This is a genomic window from Massilia psychrophila (genome assembly GCF_002760665.1).
Classification (GTDB): domain Bacteria; phylum Pseudomonadota; class Gammaproteobacteria; order Burkholderiales; family Burkholderiaceae_D; genus JAFCUW01.
This window is the reverse complement of sequence record NZ_PDOB01000011.1, coordinates 1-23,082: the sequence shown is the minus strand read 5'-3', so window position 1 is coordinate 23,082 and position 23,082 is coordinate 1. Positions and strand designations below refer to the sequence as shown.

General features: G+C 62.3%; 26 protein-coding genes. 9 read left to right on the top strand and 17 right to left on the bottom strand.

Going from position 1 to position 23,082, the window contains the following annotated elements; genetic code table 11:
• Window positions 1-12: 12 nt before the first annotated feature.
• The 3 genes from mreD to CR103_RS08995 all read right to left on the bottom strand — a co-directional run bounded on the left by mreD (window position 13) and on the right by CR103_RS08995 (window position 2,660).
• Window positions 13-525 (bottom strand): rod shape-determining protein MreD, encoded by a 513-nt coding sequence (gene mreD, locus CR103_RS09005; protein ID WP_099915656.1) that lies wholly within the window; start codon window positions 523-525, stop codon window positions 13-15.
• Window positions 522-1,529 (bottom strand): rod shape-determining protein MreC, encoded by a 1,008-nt coding sequence (gene mreC / locus CR103_RS09000; protein WP_099915655.1) that lies wholly within the window; start codon window positions 1,527-1,529, stop codon window positions 522-524. The genes mreD and mreC overlap by 4 nt, the downstream gene beginning before the upstream one ends.
• Window positions 1,530-1,616: 87 nt before the next feature.
• Entirely contained in the window at window positions 1,617-2,660 is a 1,044-nt protein-coding gene (locus CR103_RS08995) for a rod shape-determining protein (protein WP_099915654.1), read from the bottom strand.
• A 317-nt stretch (window positions 2,661-2,977) separates the two neighbouring features.
• Between CR103_RS08995 and gatC the strand changes: the two genes are divergently transcribed.
• The 3 genes from gatC (at window position 2,978) to gatB (ending at window position 6,322) form a co-directional block, all read left to right on the top strand.
• Window positions 2,978-3,280, top strand: coding sequence for an Asp-tRNA(Asn)/Glu-tRNA(Gln) amidotransferase subunit GatC (gene gatC / locus CR103_RS08990; RefSeq protein WP_099915653.1), 303 nt, complete (start codon window positions 2,978-2,980; stop codon window positions 3,278-3,280).
• Between the two features lie 78 nt (window positions 3,281-3,358).
• On the top strand, window positions 3,359-4,834 hold the full coding sequence (gene gatA, locus CR103_RS08985) for an Asp-tRNA(Asn)/Glu-tRNA(Gln) amidotransferase subunit GatA (protein WP_099915652.1): 1,476 nt from the start codon (window positions 3,359-3,361) through the stop codon (window positions 4,832-4,834).
• A 27-nt stretch (window positions 4,835-4,861) separates the two neighbouring features.
• The gene (gene gatB, locus CR103_RS08980; RefSeq protein ID WP_099915651.1) at window positions 4,862-6,322 is read left to right on the top strand and encodes an Asp-tRNA(Asn)/Glu-tRNA(Gln) amidotransferase subunit GatB; all 1,461 of its coding nucleotides are present in this window, start codon (window positions 4,862-4,864) and stop codon (window positions 6,320-6,322) included.
• A 178-nt stretch (window positions 6,323-6,500) separates the two neighbouring features.
• Here the strand turns inward: gatB and pyrE are convergent, their stop codons facing one another.
• Window positions 6,501-7,178 (bottom strand): orotate phosphoribosyltransferase, encoded by a 678-nt coding sequence (pyrE, locus tag CR103_RS08975; RefSeq protein ID WP_099915650.1) that lies wholly within the window; start codon window positions 7,176-7,178, stop codon window positions 6,501-6,503.
• Between the two features lie 96 nt (window positions 7,179-7,274).
• Here pyrE and CR103_RS08970 point away from each other — a divergent pair, with 96 nt between their 5' ends.
• Complete coding sequence (locus CR103_RS08970; protein ID WP_099915649.1) at window positions 7,275-8,045, top strand: exodeoxyribonuclease III; 771 nt, start codon at window positions 7,275-7,277, stop codon at window positions 8,043-8,045.
• On the opposite strand, the gene CR103_RS08965 is transcribed toward CR103_RS08970, so the two are convergent.
• The 12 genes from CR103_RS08965 to CR103_RS08910 form a co-directional block, all read right to left on the bottom strand.
• Entirely contained in the window at window positions 8,033-8,968 is a 936-nt protein-coding gene (locus tag CR103_RS08965) for an RluA family pseudouridine synthase (RefSeq protein ID WP_229442970.1), read from the bottom strand. The genes CR103_RS08970 and CR103_RS08965 overlap by 13 nt on opposite strands.
• Before the next feature lies 1 nt (window position 8,969).
• Window positions 8,970-9,851, bottom strand: a complete 882-nt coding sequence (locus tag CR103_RS08960; RefSeq protein ID WP_099915648.1) for a M48 family metallopeptidase — start codon at window positions 9,849-9,851, stop codon at window positions 8,970-8,972.
• 140 nt (window positions 9,852-9,991) lie between these two features.
• Entirely contained in the window at window positions 9,992-10,612 is a 621-nt protein-coding gene (gene metW, locus CR103_RS08955; RefSeq protein WP_099915647.1) for a methionine biosynthesis protein MetW, read from the bottom strand.
• Entirely contained in the window at window positions 10,609-11,784 is a 1,176-nt protein-coding gene (gene metX, locus CR103_RS08950; RefSeq protein WP_099915646.1) for a homoserine O-succinyltransferase MetX, read from the bottom strand. The genes metW and metX overlap by 4 nt, the downstream gene beginning before the upstream one ends.
• Before the next feature lie 91 nt (window positions 11,785-11,875).
• On the bottom strand, window positions 11,876-13,627 hold the full coding sequence (gene ptsP / locus CR103_RS08945; protein ID WP_099915645.1) for a phosphoenolpyruvate--protein phosphotransferase: 1,752 nt from the start codon (window positions 13,625-13,627) through the stop codon (window positions 11,876-11,878).
• Between the two features lie 41 nt (window positions 13,628-13,668).
• On the bottom strand, window positions 13,669-13,938 hold the full coding sequence (locus CR103_RS08940; protein ID WP_099915644.1) for an HPr family phosphocarrier protein: 270 nt from the start codon (window positions 13,936-13,938) through the stop codon (window positions 13,669-13,671).
• A gap of 90 nt (window positions 13,939-14,028) precedes the next feature.
• Window positions 14,029-14,436 (bottom strand): PTS sugar transporter subunit IIA, encoded by a 408-nt coding sequence (locus tag CR103_RS08935; RefSeq protein ID WP_099915643.1) that lies wholly within the window; start codon window positions 14,434-14,436, stop codon window positions 14,029-14,031.
• Between the two features lies 1 nt (window position 14,437).
• Window positions 14,438-15,397 (bottom strand): glutathione synthase, encoded by a 960-nt coding sequence (gene gshB, locus CR103_RS08930; RefSeq protein WP_099915642.1) that lies wholly within the window; start codon window positions 15,395-15,397, stop codon window positions 14,438-14,440.
• A 200-nt stretch (window positions 15,398-15,597) separates the two neighbouring features.
• The gene (gshA, locus tag CR103_RS08925) at window positions 15,598-16,899 is read right to left on the bottom strand and encodes a glutamate--cysteine ligase (RefSeq protein WP_099915641.1); all 1,302 of its coding nucleotides are present in this window, start codon (window positions 16,897-16,899) and stop codon (window positions 15,598-15,600) included.
• A gap of 151 nt (window positions 16,900-17,050) precedes the next feature.
• Window positions 17,051-18,601, bottom strand: coding sequence for an ammonium transporter (locus CR103_RS08920; protein ID WP_370659430.1), 1,551 nt, complete (start codon window positions 18,599-18,601; stop codon window positions 17,051-17,053).
• Between the two features lie 10 nt (window positions 18,602-18,611).
• Window positions 18,612-18,950, bottom strand: a complete 339-nt coding sequence (locus CR103_RS08915) for a P-II family nitrogen regulator (RefSeq protein WP_099915640.1) — start codon at window positions 18,948-18,950, stop codon at window positions 18,612-18,614.
• 13 nt (window positions 18,951-18,963) lie between these two features.
• Window positions 18,964-19,713, bottom strand: a complete 750-nt coding sequence (locus CR103_RS08910) for a TorF family putative porin (protein WP_099915639.1) — start codon at window positions 19,711-19,713, stop codon at window positions 18,964-18,966.
• Window positions 19,714-20,007: 294 nt separating this feature from the next.
• On the opposite strand from CR103_RS08910, the gene CR103_RS08905 reads away from it, so the two are divergent.
• The gene (locus CR103_RS08905; protein ID WP_099915744.1) at window positions 20,008-20,262 is read left to right on the top strand and encodes an accessory factor UbiK family protein; all 255 of its coding nucleotides are present in this window, start codon (window positions 20,008-20,010) and stop codon (window positions 20,260-20,262) included.
• Window positions 20,263-20,300: 38 nt separating this feature from the next.
• Here CR103_RS08905 and CR103_RS08900 read toward each other — a convergent pair whose 3' ends face one another.
• Window positions 20,301-21,041: a YoaK family protein gene (locus CR103_RS08900; RefSeq protein WP_099915743.1), complete on the bottom strand. Its 741-nt coding sequence runs from the start codon at window positions 21,039-21,041 to the stop codon at window positions 20,301-20,303.
• A 203-nt stretch (window positions 21,042-21,244) separates the two neighbouring features.
• Between CR103_RS08900 and CR103_RS08895 the strand changes: the two genes are divergently transcribed.
• The 4 genes from CR103_RS08895 to CR103_RS08880 all read left to right on the top strand — a co-directional run bounded on the left by CR103_RS08895 (window position 21,245) and on the right by CR103_RS08880 (window position 22,814).
• Complete coding sequence (locus tag CR103_RS08895; RefSeq protein ID WP_099915638.1) at window positions 21,245-21,559, top strand: EthD family reductase; 315 nt, start codon at window positions 21,245-21,247, stop codon at window positions 21,557-21,559.
• Between the two features lie 180 nt (window positions 21,560-21,739).
• Window positions 21,740-22,072, top strand: coding sequence for an ArsR/SmtB family transcription factor (locus CR103_RS08890; protein WP_099915637.1), 333 nt, complete (start codon window positions 21,740-21,742; stop codon window positions 22,070-22,072).
• A 60-nt stretch (window positions 22,073-22,132) separates the two neighbouring features.
• Window positions 22,133-22,339: a hypothetical protein gene (locus CR103_RS08885; protein WP_099915636.1), complete on the top strand. Its 207-nt coding sequence runs from the start codon at window positions 22,133-22,135 to the stop codon at window positions 22,337-22,339.
• A 37-nt stretch (window positions 22,340-22,376) separates the two neighbouring features.
• On the top strand, window positions 22,377-22,814 hold the full coding sequence (locus CR103_RS08880) for a hypothetical protein (protein WP_099915635.1): 438 nt from the start codon (window positions 22,377-22,379) through the stop codon (window positions 22,812-22,814).
• Window positions 22,815-23,082 lie beyond the last annotated feature (268 nt).

Here is a 23,082-nt window from a genome sequence, read left to right as displayed (position 1 = left end):
TACGCCGTCGCATCAGATCGGCCGTGTATGGTCGCGGTCGACGGCGCGCCGCTGCGGCGCCAGCAGCAGCCAGGTGATCGCCGGCCACAGCGCGATGGCGACAAAGCTCTCGATGAAATGCAGCCAGCCGGGGAAGCGGCCGGAAACGATGAAGCGCACCAGCACCTGGATCGCCTGGGTGAACACCAGCAGCGGGAAAACGTGGACCGCCTGCGTCATCACCGGGAACCACAGCACCCGACGGTGAATCATGATCGCCAGGTAGGACAGCATGGTGTAGGCCAGCGCGTTCTCGCCAAGCAAGGTCGAGTCGTGCACATCCATCATCAGGCCCATGAAAAAAGCGATCCCGATGCCGACCTTGCGCGGCTGGTGAATACCCCAGAAGACCAGCACCAGGGCGACGAAATCGGGGGCGCCGATCCAGCGGCCCCACGGCAGCAGATTGAGCATGAAGGCGCCGGTCAGGCTGAGCGTGATGAACAGCGGGCTGACCGGCTGCAAGATGTAATGCGGGCGGTTCATCGGGCAGCTCCCTGGTTGGCGACCGGGGCCGGCGCGGCTGCGGCCGGCTTGGCCGGCGCATTGGCTGTCACTGGCGGCGCCAGCTTCGGCAGATTAAGCGGCGCCATCTTCGGCAGTCCATGCTTCTTGCCGAGAGCCTTCGGCGGCTCTTCGGCGGGGCGCGGCAGCACGTCCGGCGCCGACATCAAAATCAGCAGCTGGCGGTTGCGGTCGATGCCGGCCAGCGGCTGGCACACCACGCGCCCGAATGCGCCGGTGGCACTGCTTTCGACCTGCACCACCTTGGCCACCGCCAGCCCGGCGGGATAGACGCCGTCCATGCCGGAGGTGATCAGCACGTCGCCAACCAAGATATCGGCGTTCGGCGCCATGAAGCGCAGGTCGAGCAGGCCGGATTGGCCGCGGCCATAGGCCACGCTGCGCAGGCCGTTGCGCAGCACCTGCACCGGGATTGCCTGCTCCTTGTCGGTCAGCAGCGTCACTTCCGCGGTGAACGGGAACACGCGGGTGACCTGGCCGACCACGCCGGCGTTGTCGATCACCGGCAGGCCGAGCGCTACGCCCTGGCGCAGGCCACGGTCGAGCACCACCTTGCGGGTCGACGGATCGCGCGCCTCGTACAGGATCTCGCTCATCATCGACTTGACCGGCAGGTGCTCGCGCGCGCCCATCAGTTTGCGCAACTGGACGTTTTCGGCCATCTGGAGCTGGGCCTGCTGCATCGAGCGGGCGGCGATGGCCTGCTGGCTTTCCAGTTCGCGCACCTTCTTCTGCAGCACCGACACGGTCGAGAAGTAGTTGCCCATGTTGGCCAGTGCGTCGCGCGGCAGCAGCGCGGCCATCTGCAGCGGGTACAGCACAGTGGCGGCACCCTGGCGCAGCGTGGCCAGCATGTGCAGGCGCGCATCCATCATCAGGAGAGCGATCGAAATGAATGCGAAAACCGTCACCTTGACCCGGGCCGGAGCGCCTTGCTTGAAGAGCGGCGGAGGACTGTATTCCATGACTTCCAATAATGACAGCGCGGGGCGGCATCAAAGCCCGACGTCTTGAAGAACGCAAGTCCTGCAAGGCCAGACCGGAACCGCGTTTTACTCGTATGAGAAGATCGATCCGAGCTTGTCCATGCGCTCGAGCGCCATGCCCGAGCCGCGCACCACGCAGGTGAGAGGATCTTCGGCGACCAGCACCGGCAGGCCGGTTTCTTCCATCAGCAAACGGTCCAGGTCGCGCAGCAAGGCGCCGCCGCCGGTCAGCATCATGCCTTTTTCGGCAATGTCCGCGCCCAGTTCCGGCGGCGTCTGCTCGAGCGCGTTTTTCACCGCCGAGACGATGTTGTTGAGCGGGTCGGTCAGCGCTTCGAGGATTTCATTGGACGAGATGGTGAACGAGCGCGGAATGCCTTCGGACAGGTTGCGGCCCTTGACTTCCATTTCCTTCACTTCCGAACCCGGAAACGCCGAACCGATGGCCTTCTTGATCGCTTCGGCCGTCTGCTCGCCGATCAGCATGCCGTAATTGCGGCGGATGTAGTTGACGATCGCTTCATCGAACTTGTCGCCGCCGACGCGCACCGACCCCTTGTAGACCATGCCGCCGAGCGAGATGATGCCCACTTCAGTGGTGCCGCCACCGATGTCGACGACCATCGAGCCGGTCGCCTCCGACACCGGCAGGCCAGCGCCGATCGCCGCGGCCATCGGCTCTTCGATCAGGTAGACCTGGGAGGCGCCGGCGCCGAGCGCCGATTCGCGGATTGCACGGCGCTCGACCTGGGTCGAGCCGCACGGCACGCAAATGATGATGCGCGGCGATGGCCGGAAAAACTTCGAGTCGTGCACCATGCGGATAAACTGCTTGAGCATCTGCTCGGTGACGGTGAAGTCGGCGATCACGCCGTCCTTCATCGGCCGGATCGCCTCGATATTGCCCGGCACTTTGCCCAACATCTGCTTGGCTTCCTTGCCGACTGCCTGGATTGTCTTCTTGCCGTTCGGGCCGCCTTCTTGGCGGATCGCCACGACCGACGGCTCGTCGAGCACGATACCCAGGCCGCGTACATAAATCAAGGTATTCGCCGTACCCAGGTCGATCGCCAAATCGTTCGAAAAATAGCTACGTAAAAAACCAAACATGTGTGTCCTGATGCGCAACGGTGTGCGCCTAAGCATTAATAATGTACAGCGGCAACTCGCGCCACGGTTGAAACCGCAGGCGGCGGCGGGGTGTTTTATATGCTGCGGCAGCTCGTTTTCAGCGCCGTCAACGCATTAGCCCGTCATTCTACCTTATAATTTGTCGATTAAATGCCTACAAGCCTTTCAATTGCATCTCGTTATGCTCTGCCAATTCGGCGGTATTGACAAGGTTTTACGGCCTTTTAACGCGGCGTTATATAAACTTCGTTAATATTTTCAACTATTTGAACGCGGCTCTCACCGCGCTACCTGCCATGTCCCTGACCCTTTCAGACGTAAAACGGATTGCCCACCTGGCTCAACTCGACATGGACGAAGCGCATGCCGAGATTGCCTTGGGTGAACTCAATGGCATCTTTGCGCTGGCCGAGCAGATGCAGGCAATCGATACCGACGGCGTAGCGCCGCTGTCACAACCGCTCGCCGCCTGGCTCGGCGAATTGCCGCTGCGCCTGCGCGAGGACGTCGTTACCGAAGAAAACCGGCGCGAAGCCTACCAGGCTCCGGCGCCGAAAACCCAGGATGGCCTGTACCTGGTGCCAAAAGTGATCGAATAGGTGATTGAATAAGTGATCACGTCAGTAATTGAATAAGCGATCGGGCAAGCGATACTCCACGAATCTCACCATCGAACCATGCATACTAAAACAATCAAAGAGCTGTCCGCGCTGCTGCACGCGAAACAGCTGTCCGCCGTTGAACTGACCGGCCACTTCCTGCAGCGCGCCCAGGCCAGCGACCTGAACGCCTTCCTGCATATCGATCCGGCGCTGTCGCTGGCGCAGGCCGGCGCCGCCGACGCCCGCATCAAAGCCGGCACCGCCGGTCCCCTGACCGGCATCCCGATCGCCCACAAAGACATCTTTGTCACCGAAGGCTGGCGTTCGACAGCCGGCTCGAAAATGCTGGCCAATTACACCAGTCCTTTCAACGCCACCGTCGTCGCGCGCTTCGAGCAGGCCGGCATGGTCACCGTCGGCAAACTCAATTGCGACGAATTCGCGATGGGCTCGTCGAATCAGAATTCGGCTTTCGGCGCCGTCCTGAACCCGTGGGACAAGCTGGCGGTGCCGGGCGGCTCGTCGGGCGGCTCGGCGGCGGCGATCGCCGCCCGCCTGGCGCCGGCCGCTACCGCCACCGACACCGGCGGCTCGATCCGCCAGCCCGCCTCGTTCTGCGGCGTCACCGGCATCAAGCCGACCTATGGCCGCGTGTCGCGCTTCGGCATGATCGCGTTCGCCTCTTCGCTCGACCAGGGCGGCCCGATGGCAAAGACGGCCGAAGACTGCGCCATGCTGCTCAACGAAATGGTCGGCTTCGACGAGCGCGACTCGACCTGCTTGAGCCCCGCCCAAGGCAACGTGCGCGAAGATTTTACGCGCGAGCTCGACTCGCCGCTGGCGGGCCTGCGCATCGGCGTGCCGAAAGAGTATTTCGGCGAGGGTTTGGCGAGCGATGTGGAACAAGCGGTGCGCGCCGCCCTCGATCAGTTCATCAAGCTCGGTGCCACGCTGGTCGACATTTCGCTGCCGAAAACGGCGCTGTCGATTCCGGTCTACTACATCATCGCGCCGGCCGAGGCGTCGTCGAACCTGGCGCGCTTCGACGGCGTGCGCTACGGCCACCGCGCGGCCGAGTACAAGGACCTGTCGGACATGTACAAAAAATCGCGCGCCGAAGGTTTCGGGCGCGAAGTCCAGCGCCGCATCATGGTCGGCACCTACGTGCTGTGCCACGGCTATTACGACGCCTACTATGTGAAGGCGCAAAAAATCCGGCGCCTGATCGCCGACGACTTCCAGGCCGCGCTGGGCAACACCTGCGACGTCATCATGGGACCGGTCGCGCCGACGGTTGCCTGGGACCTGGGCGAAAAAACCGATGACCCGGTTGCCGCCTACCTGGCCGACATCTTTACCTTGTCGACCAGCCTGGCGGGACTGCCCGGCATGTCGATCCCGTGCGGCTTCGGCCAGGGCGAAAAGAACGGCAAGCGCCCGGTCGGACTGCAGATCATCGGCAATTATTTTGCGGAAGCGAAACTGCTCGGCATCGCCCACCAGTACCAGCAAGTCACCGACTGGCACACCCGCACGCCAGCCGGCGCTTGAGCCGGCCAGCAGAAAAGAGAGAACACTATGCAATGGGAAGTCGTCATCGGTCTTGAGAACCACGTGCAGCTCACGACCAATTCGAAAATCTTCAGCGGCAGCGCGATCCGCTTCGGCGCCGAGCCGAACACCCAGTCCAGCCCGGTCGACCTGGCGCTGCCCGGTGTGCTGCCGGTGATGAACAAAGGCGCGGTCGAACGCGCGATCCGCTTCGGCCTGGCGGTCAACGCGCACATCGCGCCGCACTCGGTTTTCGCGCGCAAGAACTATTTTTATCCCGACCTGCCCAAGGGCTACCAGATCAGCCAGTTCGCCGATCCGGTGGTGATCGGCGGCCAGGTCAGTTTCGGCTTCGAAAAAGACGGCAAGTTTGAAACCCGCACCATTCACCTGACCCGTGCCCACCTCGAGGAAGACGCCGGCAAGTCGCTGCACGAAGACTATGCCGGCATGACCGGCATCGACTTGAACCGGGCCGGCACGCCGCTGCTCGAAATCGTCTCCGAGCCGGAAATGCGCAGCGCCGCCGAAGCGGTCGCCTACGCCAAAGCGCTGCACTCGCTGGTAGTGTGGCTGGGCATTTGCGACGGCAACATGCAGGAAGGCTCGTTTCGCTGCGACGTCAACGTCTCGGTACGCCCGCTCGGCACAACCGAATTGGGCACCCGCTGCGAAATCAAGAACCTGAACTCGTTCCGCTTCATCGAGGAAGCCGTGCATTACGAAGTGCGGCGCCAGATCGAACTGATCGAGGACGGCGGCAAGGTGGTGCAGGCGACCCGTCTTTGGGATCCGGACCGCAAGGAAACGCGCGCCATGCGCACCAAGGAAGACGCCCAGGACTACCGCTACTTCCCGGATCCGGACCTGCCGCCTTTGACCATTTCGCCTGACTGGATCGCGCGTATAAAAGCCGACATGCCGGAACTGCCGGCGGCCATGCGCATCCGCTTCGCTGCCGACTACGGCCTGGCCGAATACGATGCGCTGATATTGACGCAATCGCACCAGATGGCGGCGTATTTCGAAGCGGTGGTGGCGATCGCCGGCAAGCAGAACGGCAAAATGGCGGCCAACTGGCTGATGGGCGACGTCGCCTCGACTTTAAACCGCGAAAACGTCGACATCGCACACGCTCCCGTCGAAGCGTCGCAACTGGCGCTGCTGCTGGTGCGGATCGCCGACGGCACGATTTCGAACAAGATCGCCAAAGAAGTGTTCGCGGCGATGTGGGAAGCGAAGTCGACGGATGAAAAAATCGCCGACCTGATCATCGATCAGAAGGGATTACGCCAGATTTCGGACAGCGGCGCTTTGGCGTCCATTGTCGACGAGGTGCTGGCGGCAAATGCCAAGTCGGTCGAGCAGTACCGCGCCGGCAAAGAGGCGGCGATCAACGCGCTGATCGGCCAGGCGATGAAGGCCTCGAAGGGCAAGGCCAATCCGGCGCAGTTGACGGAACTGTTGAAGAAGAAGCTGGCGGGTTAAACGTCAACTCTTACCACGCCCGACGCACAAGGTGACGTCATCCTCGCGCACGCGGGGATCCAATTTGCGTGCGCATTGACAGCGGCGGTGAACATCGCCGAACGCTGACAACTCTGCTCGTCGAAATGGGGTCCCCGCATGCGCGAGGACGACGTTTCAAATGTAAACGTTATTACTCTTACGCGATACCGTACCGTGCGCGGTAGCTCGACACCGCCTCACGGTATTGCGCCAATTGCGGATCCGCCCCTGCTTCGCCTTCGGCCTCGGACAAATAGCTGAACAAGTCGTCGAGGTTACCGATCGAGATCACCGGGATGCCGAATTCGCGGCTTACTTCCTGCACCGCCGAACTGGCCGACAAGGCGCCGTCGGTGCCGGAGCGCTCCATCCGGTCGAGGGCGATCAGCACCGCGCATGGCTCGGCGCCGGCGGCGCGGATCATGTCCACCGATTCGCGCACCGAGGTGCCGGCCGAAATCACGTCGTCGATGATGACCACCTTGCCCGCGAGCTTGGCGCCGACGATGGTGCCGCCCTCGCCGTGGTCCTTCGCTTCCTTGCGGTTGAAGGCGAACGCGGTGTTGTGCCCCTTGCCCGCCAGCGCGACCGCGGTGGCGCTGGCCAGCGTGATGCCCTTGTACGCGGGGCCGAACAGCATGTCGAATTCGACCTTGGCGTCGAGCAGGGTCTGCGCATAGAACTGGGCCAGCTGGCCCAGCGTGGCGCCTTCGTGGAACAGGCCGGCATTAAAAAAATACGGCGACAAGCGCCCCGCCTTGGTCGTAAATTCGCCAAAGCGCAGCACCCCCGTTGAGACGGAAAACGCGATAAACTGTTGCCGCAAATTGTGCACAATAACCCCTGTTGTTTGTCTGTGATGAAATGTGGCTGTATTTTAATCCGGCGCCACGGCCAGCGCCATCGCTCTCCTTCTTTTGCCCCTGAAACCATGCCAAAAATCATTTCCGCCAACCTCAACGGTATCCGCTCCGCCCATAAAAAAGGCTTTTTCAACTGGATGGCGGCGCAAGACGCGGACTTTATCTGCGTGCAGGAACTGAAAGCCCAGGAAGCCGACATGACCGAGGAATTCCTTGCCCCTGGCGGCTACCACGGCCACTTCCACTACGCCGAGAAAAAAGGCTACTCGGGCACCGGCGTCTACAGCCGCACGCAGCCGGACGCCAAGCGTATCGGTTTCGGCTGCAGCGAATTCGACGCCGAAGGCCGCTACACGCGCTGCGACTTCGGCAACCTGACCGTCATCTCGGTCTACTGCCCGTCCGGCTCCTCATCGCCGGAACGCCAGGAAGCCAAGTTTCGCTTTATGGAGCGCTTCCTGCCGCACTTGGTGGAACTGAAAGCCGAAGGCCGCGAAATCGTCATCTGCGGCGACTGGAACATCGCCCACAACGAGATCGACCTGAAGAACTGGAAGGGCAACAAGAAGAACTCGGGTTTTCTTCCGCAAGAGCGTCAGTGGCTTACACGCGTGTTCGACGAAGTCGGCCTGGTCGATGTCCACCGCGGCATCGACAAGCGCGAAGAGCAGTACACCTGGTGGAGCAACCGCGGCCAGGCATACGCCAAGAACGTCGGATGGCGCATCGACTATCACGTCGCCACGCCCGGCATCGCGTCGCAGGCGCACACCGTCTCGATCTACAAGGACGAGCGGTTTTCGGACCACGCCCCGTTAATCATCGACTACTCGCTATAAACGAGGCGGCGTTCGCTGAAAAACTCGCGCTCTTTTCCGCTCAAGGGATCGGTGAACGCAATCGAACGCGCCAGCAGCTGCAGCGGGCGCGTAAAATCGTCGCCCCGGCACGGCTGCGCATCGGGATAGAAAGCGTCGTTGGCGATCGGCGCGCCGAGGGACGCCATGTGCACCCGCAGCTGGTGCTTGCGGCCGGTGTGCGGCTGCAATCGGTATAGCGCCAGTTCGCCCTGCATGCCGGCCATCTGGATGCTGGTTTCCGAATTCGGCGCGCCGGCCACTTCGCGCATGCGAAAGAACGGCGTGCCTTCGACCATCAGGCTGCGGTGGACATGCGGCCAGGCCAGGTTCTCGAGCGGCGCCGCCAGCGCCTCGTACGCCTTCGACACCCGGCGTTTCTGGAACAGCGACTGGTAGGCGCCGCGGCTGGCGACATTCGACGAGAACAGCACCACGCCGGCGGTTTCGCGATCCAGGCGGTGAATCGGCACCAGGTCGTCGATGCCCAGCCTGAGTTTTAAGCGCACCAGCAAGGTCTCGCGCAAGAAGCGCCCGGCCGGCGCCATCGGCAGGAAGTGCGGCTTGTCGGCGACCACCAGGTGCTCATCCTGGAACAGTACCTGCTCCTGATACGGAATCGCCGTTTCGGCCTCGAGCTCGCGGTAGTACCAGATGCGCGTGCCGGAGCGCACCACGCTGTCGGGCGCCAGCCTGGCGCCGGCGCCGTCGACTACCTGGCCGCGCGCCATGCGGTCGCGCCAGGCCGCTTCGCCGACGGCCGGGAACTGCGCGATCAGGAAGCCGATCATGGCGCCGCCGCTGCCGTGCGGCAGCCACAGGTAGCTCGGACCCACACCGTTGACGATCGGCAGCGCAGCGACGGCGTTGGCAGACGCTTGCCGTCCCATCCGGGGCCGTTCCATCTCAGTTCTGCGCTGTGCGATAGGCCGGCAATCTGGCGGGGTTCACGCCCTGGCTGCGCGCGTACAGCGGCAGCAGCACGTTCATGTGGGCGTTGATCTGGTCGATGCGATCCTGGCCGCCCGGGTGGGTCGACAGCAACTCGACCGGCGCGCGCTTGTTCAGCGCACCCATCTTCTGCCACAACGCGACGCCGGCACGCGGGTCGAACCCGGCGCGCGCCGCCAAGTCGAGGCCGATCAGGTCGGCTTCGCGTTCTTCGTCGCGTGAAAACTTCAGCACCACCATCTGGCCAAGGGCGTTGGTGGCAACGTCGGTCAGCCGCGGGTCGATTCCCGTATAGGCGGCGACGCCGGCGCCGATGATGCGGCTGACGACCCCGGTGGCGGTCGACTTGGCCGCGCGCTCGCGCCCGTGCTCGCGCAGCGCGTGGGCGATTTCATGGCCCATCACGGCTGCCACTTCGTCGTCGGTCAGTTTCAGCGAAGTGAGGATGCCGGTGAAAAAAGCGATACGCCCGCCCGGCATGCAAAAGGCGTTGACCTGCTTCGAGTTGAGCAGGTTGACCTGCCACTTCCATTGCGCCGCTTCCGGATTCCAGCGGGTCGCAAACGGGATGATGCGCTTGGCAATGGCGCGCAGGCGCACGACCTGCGGATGGGTTTCCGGCACCAGCACGCCGTTTTGCTGGGCCTCGGCCAACAGGCCGGCGTACTGCTGCGACGCCTGCTGGTCGACCGCGGCTTGCGGTTGCAAGTGGCGCCAACGCGAAAGTTTGGTTACTTCAATTCCGTCCTGCACCACTTGCTGCGCCTCGGCGGCCGGCGCGATACCGGCGCCGCCAAGCAGCGCGACCAGCAAGACCAGGCATTTCAAGTTTTTCATTGTCGGTTCCATGGAGCGATTTCAGGTAGCGTTATCATGGCAGGAAACGCCAGCATATAGCACACGATAAACGTCCAGCAACCAGCCTGTTTCCGCCACGATAAAACCGCTGGCAAGCTCGGGGCTGGTGGCGGTCATGTTCAGGCTCCGGGACGCGCTTTTTTGCGCAGCCGGAACACCGCCAGGCTGCCGCGCAGGTTGGGCAGGAACGAGACCGGCCGGCCGCCTTCGGCCAGCGCCACGCGCTCGAGCACTTCGAGGCCGCATTCGGCGGCCAGCTCCTCGAAGTCGAAAATGGTTGCGCAGCGTACGTTGGGCGTGTCGTACCACTGGTAAGGCAGCGTCTTGGACACCGGCATGCGTCCGCGCGCCAGCGCCACGCGGTGCGGCCAGTAGGCGAAGTTGGGGAACGAGACGATCGCCTCGGCGCCGACCCGCACGATATCGCGCAGCAGCGCCTCGACGTGCTGCATCATCTGCAGCGACTGCAGGCACAGCACCGTGTCGAAGGAATTGTCGCCGAAGATGGCGAGGCCTTTTTCCATGTCCTGCTGGATGACGTTGATGCCGCGCTGGGCTGACTCAAGCAGTTTATTGTCGGCGATCTCGATGCCGTAACCGCTGCAGGCCTTGTCGGTCTGCAGGTAGTGCATCATGGCGCCGTCGCCACAGCCAACGTCGAGCACGTGCGATCCGGCCGGCACCCAGTGGGCGATGAAAGCGAGGTCGGGACGCTCGCTGGACAGTTCCTGGAAATTCATGCGTGCTCCGTTGTGCTGTGGTCCACCTGTTTTTGGTCGAGCCCGTCCCAGATCCGCCCGTACCAGGCGCGCACCATGTTCATGTAGCGCGCGTCGTCGAGCAAAAAGGCGTCGTGGCCGTGCGGCGCGTCGATCTCGGCGTACGATACGCGGCGCCGGTTGCACACCAGTGCCTGCACGATCTCGCGCGAGCGTTCGGGCGAAAAGCGCCAGTCGGTGGTGAACGAGGCGACATAGAAGTCGGCCCGGGTATCGGCCAGCGCGCGCTCAAGGTCGCCGTCGCAGGCGCGCGCCGGATCAAAATAGTCGAGCGCCTTGGTGATCAAGAGGTAGGTATTGGCGTCAAAGTATTCGGAGAACTTGTCGCCCTGGTAGCGCAGATAGGATTCGATTTCGAAATCGATGCCGAAGTCGAACTTGTAGTCATTGCTCCCGGCGGCGTTGCGCAGCTTGCGGCCGAATTTTTCGGCCATGTCGTCGTCCGACAAATACGTGATGTGGCCAACCATGCGGGCCACCCGCAGGCCGTTCTTCGGCACCACGCCGTGCTCGTAGAAGTCGCCGCCATGGTAATCCGGATCGGACAAAATCGCCTGGCGGGCGACGTCGTTGAAGGCGATGTTCTGGGCCGTGAGCTTGGGCGTCGAGGCGATCACCACGCAGTTGCGCAGCCGCAGCGGATACATGATCGACCAGGCCAGCGCCTGCATGCCGCCGAGTGAGCCGCCCATCACCGCGGCGAATTGCACGATGCCGAGCTCGTCGGCCAGGCGCGCCTGCGCCACCACCCAGTCTTCCACCGTCACCACCGGGAAGGCGGCGCCGTACGGCTTGCCGGTGGCCGGGTTGACGTGCATCGGGCCGGTCGAGCCGAAGCAGGAGCCGAGGTTGTTGACGCCGATGACGAAGAAACGGTCGGTGTCGAGCGGCTTGCCCGGCCCGACCATGTTGTCCCACCAGCCGACTTTTTTCGGCTCGTCGGCGTACACGCCGGCCACGTGGTGCGAGGCGTTGAGCGCATGGCACACCAGCACCGCGTTCGACTTGTCCGCGTTGAGGGCGCCGTAGGTTTCGTACATCAGCGTGTAGCCGGCCAGCTGCGCGCCGCTTTGCAGGTGCAGCGGTTCGGCGAAGTGCATTGCTTGCGGTGAGACTATTCCGATGGATGGCATGTGGGTCGCAAATAATTTAAGGGGACGAATAAAATGCAGGCAAACCGGGGTCGGGCTCCAGATCACGCACCGGGGTCAGACCCTAAGAGCCCTATATCACCTGCAGCTGTTCGACGGCCAGGGCGATTGCGTCCGGTTCCATCGAGCGCAGGATCTTGCGGGTTTGCGGTGTGATGGTGGTCAGGTCGCAGCCGAGGATTTCCTGTTTCACCGCCAGCAGCTGCGCCGGGTGCATCGAGAACTCGCGCAGCCCCATGCCCAGCAGCAGGCGGGTGAGCTTGACGTCGCCTGCCATCTCACCGCAGACGGCAACGTCGATGCCGGCTTTTTTGCCGGCCGTGATGGTCATGGCGATCAGCTGCAGGACGGCCGGATGGAGCGGATTGTACAGGTGCGCCACTTCGTAATCGACGCGGTCGATCGCCAGCGTGTACTGGATTAAATCGTTGGTGCCGATCGACAGGAAGTCCATCCGCCTGACGAACATCGGCAGCGCCAGCGCGGCGGCCGGGATCTCGATCATGGCGCCGACGTCGATACCGTCGTCGAATTTCTGGCCTGCCTCGCGCAGCTGCGCTTTGGCTTGCGCCACCATCGCCAGCGACTGGTCGATCTCGAACGCGTGCGCCAGCATCGGGATCAGCATGCGCACCTTGCCGAAAGCGGAGGCGCGCAGGATCGCCCGCAACTGGGTCAGGAACAGCTGCGGCTCGGCCAGGCAATAGCGGATCGCGCGCAGCCCGAGCGCCGGGTTGAGCGCGGTGTGCTCGCTCTGGTCGAGCGGCTTGTCGGCGCCGATGTCGAGGGTGCGGATGACGACCGGACGGCCTTTCATCGCCACCACCGCCTTGCGGTACTGCTCGAACTGCTCGTCTTCGCTCGGCGTCAGGTGAGCGTGGCCGGCGCGGCCCATGAACAGGAACTCGGAGCGGAACAGGCCGACGCCGGCGGCGCCCTGCTCCAGCGCCGCCGGGCAGTCCTCGGGCAACTCGATGTTGGCCAGCAGCGTGATGGGCGTGCCGTCGCGCGTGATGGCCGGCGTCTTTTTCAGCTTGAGCAGCTTCTTGCGCGCCTTCAGCAGCGCCACCTGGCGCGCGCGGTACTGCTCGAGCACCAGCGGGCTCGGATTGGCGATCACCACGCCGGCGTCGCCGTCGATGATGACCCAGTCGTCCTGCTCGATCAGCTGCGAGGCCTGCGACATGCCGACCGCGGCCGGGATGTCGAGGCTGCGCGCAACGATCGCCGTATGCGAGTTCTGGCCGCCGACGTCGGTAACGAAGCCGATGAAGGAGCGGTCGCGGAAGTGCAGCATGTCGGCCGGCGAAATGTCGTGGGCGATGACGATCATCTGCGGCTGGTACTCGTCGCTCGGCAAGCGCGGCGGCGTCAGCAGCGCTGTCCCCATCAGCACCTTCAGCACGCGCTCGGCGACCTGCTGGATGTCGGCCTTGCGCTCGCGCAGGTACTCGTCCTCGATCTCGTCGAACTGCGCCGACAGTTCGTCGATCTGGGTCACCAGCGCCCATTCGGCGTTGTAGTGGCGGGTGCGGATGATGTCGAGCGGCGCTTCCGAAATCATCGGGTCCGACAGGATCAGCGCATGGACGTCGATGAAGGCGCCCAATTCGGTCGGCGCATCGCGCGGCAGGTCGGTCCACAGCGCCTGCAGGCCGCGATGGACTTCGGCGATGGCGTGCTGCAGGCGGTGCACCTCCGCTTCGAGCCGCTCCTCGGCGACCAGGTAGTGCTTGACGTCGAGGGCGGCCGGCGTGAGCAGGTGCGCGCGGCCGATCGCGATGCCGCGCGAAACCGGTATGCCGTGGAGCGTAAACGAAGCCATCGAGGGTCCTGTATTGGGATAGCGCGGAGCGTACACCGGGCTTACTCGCCTTCGCCGAACTTGTCCCCGATCAGCGCGATGAGCGCTGCCAGCGCGTCGGCTTCATCGAAGCCGTCGGCTTCCAGGGTCACCTTGGCGCCCTTGCCGGCGGCGAGCATCATGACGCCCATGATGGACTTGGCGTTGACCCGCCGGCCGTTGCGGGTAAGCCAGATCTCGCTCTTGTATTTTGCCGCGAGCTGGGTGAACTTGGCGGAGGCGCGCGCGTGCAGGCCCAGCTTGTTGACGATCTCTAATTCTTGTTGAATCATGTCTTTATCTTCTCAGTCACACAAAACCCTCGCCACACAGGATGGCCGCACGGCGCCATCATCATTGTCGGTTCACCGCCTGTTGCGCAGCTAATCCGGCCCGACCCGGATCCGGTTATCGACCCGCACCGCTCCGCTCTGGGCGCCGGCCAACGCCATCTCCACCACGACGTCGAGGCTGTCGCGCCGGTAGGTGATGGCGCGCAGCAGCATCGGCAAGCTGATGCCGGCAATCACCTCGACCTGGCCCGGCACCGCCAGCGAATTGCAACAGTTCGACGGTGTGCCGCCCTTGATGTCGGTAATCACCAGCACGCCGCTGCCGTCGTCGAGGCGCCCGATCGATGAGCGCGCCAGTTCGTGTACCTCGGCGATGTCCTGGTCGGCGCTGACATCGATCGCTTCGAAACGCTCGGTCTGGCCGCGGAACACGTGCGCCACCGCCTCGATGAAGGCCCTGCCGAGCGGCGCGTGGGTCAACAGTAAAATGCCTACCATATTATGTTTCCGGAACCTGGTGTAAAACCTGCCGTTCAAGGGCGTCGATGAACATCGCCGCCACGTCGAAACCGGTCTGGTCGGTGATCTCCTGGAAGCAGGTCGGGCTGGTGACGTTCACTTCGGTCAGGAAATCCCCGATAACATCCAATCCTACCAGCAACAGACCCCGGGCCGCCAGTACCGGGCCGAGCGCTTCGGCAATTTCGCGGTCGCGCGTGCTCAAAGGCTGCGCCCGGCCGACGCCGCCGGCTGCCAGGTTGCCGCGCACTTCGCCGGCCTGCGGAATGCGGGCCAGCGCAAACGGCACCGGCTGGCCGTCGATGACGAGGATGCGTTTGTCGCCATGCACGATGGCGGGAATGTATTTTTGCGCCATGATGGTGCGCGCGCCCAGCTCGGTCAGCGTCTCGATCACCGAGCCCAGGTTCATGCCGTCGTCCTTGATGCGGAAGATGCCGGCGCCGCCCATGCCGTCGAGCGGCTTGAAGATGACGTCGCGGTGCAGCGCGTGAAAGGCGCGCAGGCGCTCGGCGCTGGACGACACCAGGGTCGGCGCGGTGAAATTCGAAAATTGGGCGATCGACAGCTTTTCGTTGTGGTCGCGGATCGCCGACGGCTTGTTGAAGACGCGCGCGCCCTGCATCTCGGCCAGCTGCAGCAGTTGGGTGCCGTAGACGTATTCCATGTCGAACGGCGGGTCCTTGCGCTCGATGACGGCGTCGAATTCGGACAATCGGGTGCTGGCCTGCTTGACGACCGCGTACCAGTCGTCCGGATCGCCCGTGAGGGTGATTTCGGCAACGTCGGCGCTGACGACGCCGTCGTCGAGCGCCATGTCGCGTTGTTCGAAAGCGTAAATGGCGTGCCCGCGCCTGGCCGCTTCGCGCATCATGGCGAAGGTGGAATCCTTGTAGATCTTGAATCCGGACAGCGGATCGGCGAGAAAAGCGATTTTCATGGGGAATTCCGTTCAGGCGTATGGCTTGATTTTAGCTGGAAACGGGGGTTTCCGCCGGGGGACTGAAGAGATCGGGAGGGCTACCCGTCATCCGCGCGAAGCGGGTACCCATGCTGAGCACGCTAAATTGGTCGAGCTGGCTCAGTATCGAGCGAATTCGTGCAGCGCGCGGATGACGTATGTCAGGCGGTGCATCGATCTCAATACACTTCCGGATTCGGATCCGTGCGCTCCATCTCGAGCGAAGCGGCCAGCAGCCCGAGCCGGGCCACCACGCCGTACACGTAAAAACGGTTCGGCGCCGCCGTGCCCGGCTTGGCCTTGAGGTCCGGCACCGCGTGCTGCTGGGCGAACGCCAGCGGCACGAACTGCGAGCCGGGGGCATTCAAATTCTGGTCGACGCCACGCTCGGCGTGGATGCGGTAGAAGCCGCCCACCACGTAGCGGTCGATCATGTACACCACCGGCTCGGCGACAGCGTCCCTGATGCTTTCGAAGGTCGGCACGCCTTCCTGGATAACGACGTCGCTGATCTGCACGCCGTCCTTGATGACCGACATGCGCTCGCGCTGATTGCGGTTCAGGTCCTTGAGCTCGCTGGCGTCCTTGACCGTCAGGATACCCATGCCGTAGGTGCCAGCGTCCGGCTTGACGATGACGAACGGCTTCTGGTCCTTGATGCCATATTCCTTGTATTTCTTGCGGATTTTGGCCAGTAGCATGCTGACGTTGTCGGCCAGGCACTCGAAACCGTTGTCTGCCTCGAAGTTGACTTCGCCGCATTTGGCGTGGAAGGGGTTGACCAGCCACGGGTCGACGTCGATCAGCTTGCCGAACTTCTTGGCCACTTCGTCGTAGACGGCCAGGTGGTTGCTCTTGCGGCGCAGCGCCCAGCCGGCATGTACCGGCGGCAACAGCGACTGCTCGTGGATGTTTTCGAGGATCGACGGAATGCCGGCCGACAGGTCATTGTTGAGCAGGATGGTGCAAGGATCGAAATCGGCCAAGCCGATGCGGCGCCCATTGGCCGAACGCACCAAGGGCTCGATCACCAGCATGTTGCCGTCAGGCAGAGCCAGCGGCGTCGGCTGGGTGATCTCCGGCGACAGCGAGCCGAGCCGCACGTGCAGTCCGGTCTGGCGGAAGATTTGCATTAGCCGGGCGACGCTTTGCAGGTAATGCGGATAGCGCGGGGTGGTTTCCGGGATCAGGAGCAGGTTGCGGGCGTCCGGGCAATACTTGTCGATCGCGGCCATCGCGGCCTGCACCGACAGCGGCAGCATCTCGCTGGCAAGATTGTTGAAACCACCTGGAAACAGGTTGGTATCGACCGGTGCCAGTTTGTAGCCGGCGTTGCGCAGATCGACCGAGCAGTAGAACGGCGGCGTATGTTCCTGCCACTCCATGCGAAACCAGCGCTCGATGGCCGGCGTGGCCGTCAGGATTTTCTTTTCTAAATCGAGCAACGGGCCAGTCAGGGCCGTGACGAGGTGAGGAACCATAAATGACGTCCTTCAGACTTCTGAGTATTGTGAAAACCGTAAATCGGGGCGAAACCATAATTTTAAAGGCATGAACAAAAAAAGGCGCCCGGAAGGGGCGCCTGCGGGGCGACGACAGCCCGCCTGCGCGGGCCTGGGTCTACAACGCCGATCAGGCGTGGTAGGCGGACTCGCCATGGCTCGTGATGTCGAGCCCTTCCCTTTCCTCTTCTTCCGGCACGCGCAGGCCGACCGCCAGGTCCACCAGCTTGTAAGCGACCACGGCCACGACCGCCGACCAGATGATGGTGGTGCCGACGGCTTGCGCCTGGACCCACACCTGGTTGCCGATCGAATAGGCGTCAGGCGACATCTTGTTGATGGTGTAGTCGAAAATGCCCTGGCCGCCCAGTTGCGGCGCAGCGAACACGCCGGTCAGCAGCGCACCGAGAATACCGCCGATGCCGTGCACGCCGAACACGTCGAGCGAGTCGTCGGCGCCGATCATGCGTTTCAAGCCATTCACGCCCCACAGGCAGATGATACCAGCGAGCAGGCCAATGACCAAGGCGCCCATGGGACCGACGAAACCGCAGGCCGGGGTGATAGCGACCAGGCCGGCCACCGCGCCGGAAGCGCCGCCCAGCATCGACGGCTTGCCTTTGGTGATCCATTCGCCGAACACCCATGAAATGGTGGCGCAGGCAGTGGCCAGCAGCGTGTTGATGAAGGCCAGCGCGGCGACGTCGCCGGCTTCGAGTGCCGAGCCGGCGTTAAAGCCGAACCAGCCGACCCACAGCATCGAGGCGCCGATCATCGTCATTGTCAGCGAGTGCGGCGCCATCGATTCACGGCCGTAGCCGACGCGCTTGCCGATCATGATGGCACCGACCAGGCCGGCAACCGCGGCGTTGATGTGGACCACCGTGCCGCCCGCGAAGTCGAGCGCGCCTTTTTGCCACAGCCAGCCGGCCTTGGCGGTTTCGGTCGCCAGCGTGGCCGCGTCCTTGATGGCGTCAGGGCCGGTCCAGAACCACACCATGTGGGCCACTGGCAAGTAGCCGAAAGTGAACCACAGCACGATGAACAGCAGCACCGCGGTGAACTTGGCGCGCTCGGCGAAGGCGCCGACGATCAGGGCGCAGGTGATGGCGGCGAACGTGCCCTGGAACGCGACGAAGATAAATTCCGGAATCACCACGCCTTTGCTAAATGTGGCCGCGCTGGTAAAGGTGGCGGTGGCCGGATTCCAGATACCGCTCAGGAAGGCACGGTCGAATTTGCCGACGAAGGCGCTGCCTTCGGTAAACGCGAGCGAATAGCCATAGATGCACCACAGCACGATGATCACCGCAAAAATCATGAACACTTGCAGCAGCACGGACAGCATGTTTTTCGAGCGGACCAGGCCGCCGTAGAACAGCGCCAGGCCAGGAATCGTCATCATGATGACGAGGATGGTGGCGATGAACATCCAGGCGATGTCGCCCTTGTTCGCTGTCGCCGCCGGGGCCGTTGCAGGGGCGGCTTGCGCCGCGACCGGCGTTGCAGCAGGGGCGTCGGCCGCTGCCGGAACACCAGCCTGGGCGAGGACAATCGGCGCCGGCGCGGCATGGTCGGCGCCGTCATGATTTGGCGCATCATGCGCGCTGGCAGTCAGGGCGCTGCTCAGGGCGCCGATTACGGCAATCCCGAATAGCCACTTTGTCAGGTTTTTATTCACCTGGTTCCCCTTAAAGAGCTTCGTTGCCGGTTTCACCGGTACGAATACGCACCACCTGCTCGAGGTTGTACACGAAGATTTTGCCGTCACCGATCTTGCCGGTGCGGGCCGCTTTTTCAATCGCTTCGATCACCTGGTCGACAATCGCATCGTCGACAGCTGCTTCAACCTTCGTTTTAGGCAAGAAATCGACGATATATTCGGCGCCGCGATACAGCTCGGTATGCCCCTTTTGGCGGCCGAAACCCTTGACTTCCGTGACGGTGACGCCTTGCACGTTGATCGCCGATAGTGCTTCGCGCACTTCATCGAGCTTGAACGGTTTGATGATGGCGGTAATGAGTTTCATACGAAGCCTCGGGTTAAAAAGTTTTGGAAACGGCCAGCACGGCTCCGGTTTTTGCCAAGTTCTTGCCGGACGGGCTGACGTAAGCCTTGGTATCGGCGTAGATCGCCGCCAGTGCAACGGTACAAAAGCCGAAATCCTTGGTAACGCCGATCTTGTAATCGGTGTAAGAAAACGCATTGTTGTTCTTGATGCGTTGGTGGCCGACGTGCAGGTTGAGCAGCAAGCCGGTGCCGATTTCGACGTTGGCGCCGACGTCGAGGTAGCCGCTGTTTTTGCTGTTGGACGTGCCGAACAGATTGGTGGTGGAATGCGAATACTTGATGTAGCCGGGGCCGTAGCCGACCTGGCCGTACAGCTCGAACGTATTGGCGCTGGTGGCCAGCGCGTTGGACGGATAAAAATAATACAGGCCGCCGACGTCGTACGAGATGCCGGCGGCGATTTCGCCCTTCTTGCCGGCGTAGATGTCCCACTCGATATTGCCGTCGCCACCCGCGTCGCTGATCCACTTGATGGTCGACAGCCAAATGCCGGCATAAAAGCCGCCCGGATTGTTGACGTAGTCCGCGCCGCCCTGCAGCGCCGGCTTCAGGCGCGACTGCGAAATGCCGCGATATCGGTAGTCGGTGGTGACGGCGGCATTGAAGCTGACCGCATTGTCCGGCGGGGCATCCGCGGCCCGAGCGGTGGAAGCGGCGCCGAGCGACGCGAATGCAAGAGTGATCGCTGCGGCAAGTGTCAACTGGCTTTTCAGGTTTTTCATGGCGATTCCCTATTCAATTGAACGGATGTGGCGGTTGCGGTTTAGAATATTATTGCGGACATGGCTTGTTCTGCTGGCTTGTTCTGCTTTTATGTTGTTTTACCTGTTAGCAGAATGCATGCCAGCTTCGAAATTTCCTTGCGTCGCTTGTTTTTCAGGGTTGACGACACAATATCGATCGTAATGATCGGTAAACAATTGTGCGTTGCGCGATCAGCGTCGGCGCACGCACCGATTTAAGGCTGGCGCGCACTACGACGGTGCATGCGCACGGCCACACCACGAGAAACGGATATGAACATGAACAGCTTTTTCACCGATTTACAGGGAAAGATCAACCAGGCCATCGACAGTTCGCCGGCCAAGGACCTCGAAAAAAACGTCAAGGCGATGATGACCCAGGGGTTTTCGAAGCTCGACCTGGTGACGCGCGAAGAATTTGATATCCAGGCGCAGGTGCTGGCAAAGACGCGCGCCAAGCTCGAAGCGCTGGAGTTGCGGATGGGTGAACTGGAATCGCGGCTGGCCGAGCAGGCGACGGGCAAATAAACGTCGTGCGGTTGGGCGGATAACCGCGGCAGCGCCGTTTAGCCGCGCTGCCGATTCAATACCGGCGCAATCGAAATTGCCGCCAATGCCAGTGCCAGCGGCACCGTCGAGATAAATCCGGCGTAGTGAAAGCCGAAGGCGCCGCCAAGGCCGCCGGCCAGGAATGAGCCGATCAGGGTTGCATGCACGCGCAGCTTGCGCAGGTTGGCGGTGACCGCCACGCGGCCATCGGCCTCGCTGTGGCGGTTCCAGTAAAGCAGTTTGCCGATCTCGATGCCCATGTCGGTCGTCAGGCCAGTCAAGTGGGTGGTGCGTATCTCGGCGCGCGATATCTTCGTGATCAAGGCGTTTTGCAGCCCCATCGTAAAACACAGCGTGATGACGGCCAACGAGACATCGACAAGCTCGTGTTTTTGCAAGGTTCCGCCGAACGCGCCGAACACGAGAATGAGGACCGCTTCGATCAGCAGCGGCACGGCATACACGTTGCCGACATTCGCCCGGCGCAGAAAATTGACCATCAGGGCTGTCGTCGCCGCGCCGCACACGAAAGCGAGCCACGAGATCGCGGCGATTGCGGCAAGGTCGAAGTGGCGCAGTACCACCTGGTCGGCCAGGGTCGACACCATCCCGGTGATGTGCGAGGTGTACTGGCCAATGGCCAGAAAGCCGCCGGCGTTAAGCGCCCCGGCGACCAGGGTCAAAATGACGCCGATATGCAGATCGGCCTGGCGCGTGCGCGGCTTGGCGGTCAGGCCGGTCAGGTACTGTAATGGCATGATGGCCACGCCTTCAGGTATGCGGTGCATGTGCCCGAATGATGCGGGCGGGTGTCGACACTATCGCGACAGTACCTTCATCATACCCCCCCGCCGTTAGCCACGGGCTACGTGTGAACCCACAAAAAGAACTTGCCTAAAAAAAAACTCCGGTGCACGATTCGATTGCAGTCCGAAGTTAACCAATCACCAGGAGATGAGCCGTGATCAAAGTGAGCGTGATGTATCCAAACTCCCCGGAAGCCCTATTCGACCATGCATATTACCGCGATCAACACATGCCGATGGTAAAGAGCCGGATGGGTGAGCATTGCAAGTCGTACATGATCGACAAGGGGCTCGGCGGTGGCGCGCCCGGGGTCGCCGCCCCTTACATCGCCAGCGGTCATCTTGTTTGCGAATCCGTCGAGGCGTTCCAGGCAAGTTTCGGCCCGCATACAAAAGAAATCATGGGTGACATCCCGAATTACACCAATACGACGCCGGTGATTCAGATCAGCGAAATCGTGGCTGGCTAGGTTTTCCAAGGCGGGGCCAGAACACGGCGTCAGCCGCCACACTTGTCAACGGCTGCGAGCACGGCCGACACGCGCGCGCCTGCTCTGCCTACAAAGTTCCATATCGATTTTTCCGTCTCCGCGCCTTGTACGCATGCGAATTAGCTTGCTTCGCTGTCACGTGTCAGTTATTGTTTACACGTGAATGAAAAATTAAATAAACTGACTGGGGATGCACTGCTGGCCGCGCTTGCTGCGTTGGCCAACCCGCATCGGCTGCGCATCCTGGCATCGCTGCAGTCGAATGGGCGCAACTACGTCAGCCAACTGGCCCGCGAAATCGGCATCAGCCGGCCGCTGCTGCACCTGCACCTGCAAAAGCTGGAGAAGGCCGGCCTGGTCAAGAGCGCGCTGGAACTGTCTGCCGATGGAAAGGCGCTGAATTTTTTCGAGGTTACCCCTTTCGCCTTGTCGCTCACCCCGGCGACCATTGCGCAAGCTGCTCTCACTTTGACTCACCACCTGGAACCATAGAGGCCCCACATCTCCGAAAACGCAATTTTTGCGGCGTTCTTCTTTCCATCCGTCGCAGCCGTGCTGATCTATTTTATGAAATACCGGGCTGCCATCAAGCAGGCGCGCGTGCACGGTGAACAGGATGACGCTTACCGCGACCTGGCATTGAGGGTGGCGGCATCGCAATCTGGCATGATCTCTGCCCTGGCGGTGCTGACCGGCTCGCTCGCCGACGTGCAAACGCGCATGGCCGGGCTGGAAAAGGTCTTGAAAGAAGTCGAATAGATCGATTCCAACAATTCCTTTATACAGGAGGTGTTATATGAACGAGGTTTCACTGTTTCGCCTGTATTTGCTGCGCGCGATGTACCTGCTCGTATCGATCGGCCTGGGGCTGCTGATCTGGCCGCAGATCCTGTTCCCGAGCCAACCTTGGGAACTGAAGCAAGGCGTGGTCTTGTGCATGCTCGCCGCATTCCAGCTCATGGCCATGCTGGGCCTGCGCTATCCGCTGCAGATGTTGCCTGTCCTGCTTTGGGAACTGGCGTGGAAAACACTCTGGCTGGGCGTCGTCGCATGGCCACAATGGTCAAGCGGAACGCTCGATGCGTCGAACCGGGCTAATGCGAGCGCCTGCCTGTGGGTCGTGATCCTGCCCTTCGTCATTCCCTGGGGCTATGTGGTGCGGCATTACCTCACGAAGCCGGGCGAGCGCTGGCGTTCTGCCAAGGGTCACGCCGCGGTGACGCCTGCGGCGTGAGCGCTACCCGCACTGTTTGCAAGCCGCCATGGCATCGTAGCCAATCCAGACATCGTTGCAGTTAGTATCTCTGCAAGCGATGCAACCCAAAGGAACAAGGCCATATTTTGAGCCTTACTGCGGCCTCGCCGTCCTTGCCACCGGTAGTTGTCAACAAAGATGTCGCGTCAATCAAGCAGCTTTCTCTAATACTTCTGGCTGATTCCGTTCTGGATTCAGCCAGACCTGGTCCTGCAGTTCCCAGTCCCGGGTCCGTCCCGCCCAGCGC

Bases quoted from the DNA above. Each gene is read 5' to 3' on its own strand.
- mreD (WP_099915656.1), bottom strand. From the start codon at position 525: ATGAACCGCCCGCATTACATCTTGCAGCCGGTCAGCCCGCTGTTCATC.
- mreC (WP_099915655.1), bottom strand. From the start codon at position 1,529: ATGGAATACAGTCCTCCGCCGCTCTTCAAGCAAGGCGCTCCGGCCCGG.
- CR103_RS08995 (WP_099915654.1), bottom strand. From the start codon at position 2,660: ATGTTTGGTTTTTTACGTAGCTATTTTTCGAACGATTTGGCGATCGAC.
- gatC (WP_099915653.1), top strand. From the start codon at position 2,978: ATGTCCCTGACCCTTTCAGACGTAAAACGGATTGCCCACCTGGCTCAA.
- gatA (WP_099915652.1), top strand. From the start codon at position 3,359: ATGCATACTAAAACAATCAAAGAGCTGTCCGCGCTGCTGCACGCGAAA.
- gatB (WP_099915651.1), top strand. From the start codon at position 4,862: ATGCAATGGGAAGTCGTCATCGGTCTTGAGAACCACGTGCAGCTCACG.
- CR103_RS08970 (WP_099915649.1), top strand. From the start codon at position 7,275: ATGCCAAAAATCATTTCCGCCAACCTCAACGGTATCCGCTCCGCCCAT.
- CR103_RS08965 (WP_229442970.1), bottom strand. From the start codon at position 8,968: ATGGAACGGCCCCGGATGGGACGGCAAGCGTCTGCCAACGCCGTCGCT.
- CR103_RS08960 (WP_099915648.1), bottom strand. From the start codon at position 9,851: ATGAAAAACTTGAAATGCCTGGTCTTGCTGGTCGCGCTGCTTGGCGGC.
- metW (WP_099915647.1), bottom strand. From the start codon at position 10,612: ATGAATTTCCAGGAACTGTCCAGCGAGCGTCCCGACCTCGCTTTCATC.
- metX (WP_099915646.1), bottom strand. From the start codon at position 11,784: ATGCCATCCATCGGAATAGTCTCACCGCAAGCAATGCACTTCGCCGAA.
- ptsP (WP_099915645.1), bottom strand. From the start codon at position 13,627: ATGGCTTCGTTTACGCTCCACGGCATACCGGTTTCGCGCGGCATCGCG.
- CR103_RS08940 (WP_099915644.1), bottom strand. From the start codon at position 13,938: ATGATTCAACAAGAATTAGAGATCGTCAACAAGCTGGGCCTGCACGCG.
- CR103_RS08935 (WP_099915643.1), bottom strand. From the start codon at position 14,436: ATGGTAGGCATTTTACTGTTGACCCACGCGCCGCTCGGCAGGGCCTTC.
- gshB (WP_099915642.1), bottom strand. From the start codon at position 15,397: ATGAAAATCGCTTTTCTCGCCGATCCGCTGTCCGGATTCAAGATCTAC.
- gshA (WP_099915641.1), bottom strand. From the start codon at position 16,899: ATGGTTCCTCACCTCGTCACGGCCCTGACTGGCCCGTTGCTCGATTTA.
- CR103_RS08915 (WP_099915640.1), bottom strand. From the start codon at position 18,950: ATGAAACTCATTACCGCCATCATCAAACCGTTCAAGCTCGATGAAGTG.
- CR103_RS08910 (WP_099915639.1), bottom strand. From the start codon at position 19,713: ATGAAAAACCTGAAAAGCCAGTTGACACTTGCCGCAGCGATCACTCTT.
- CR103_RS08905 (WP_099915744.1), top strand. From the start codon at position 20,008: ATGAACATGAACAGCTTTTTCACCGATTTACAGGGAAAGATCAACCAG.
- CR103_RS08900 (WP_099915743.1), bottom strand. From the start codon at position 21,041: ATGCCATTACAGTACCTGACCGGCCTGACCGCCAAGCCGCGCACGCGC.
- CR103_RS08880 (WP_099915635.1), top strand. From the start codon at position 22,377: ATGAACGAGGTTTCACTGTTTCGCCTGTATTTGCTGCGCGCGATGTAC.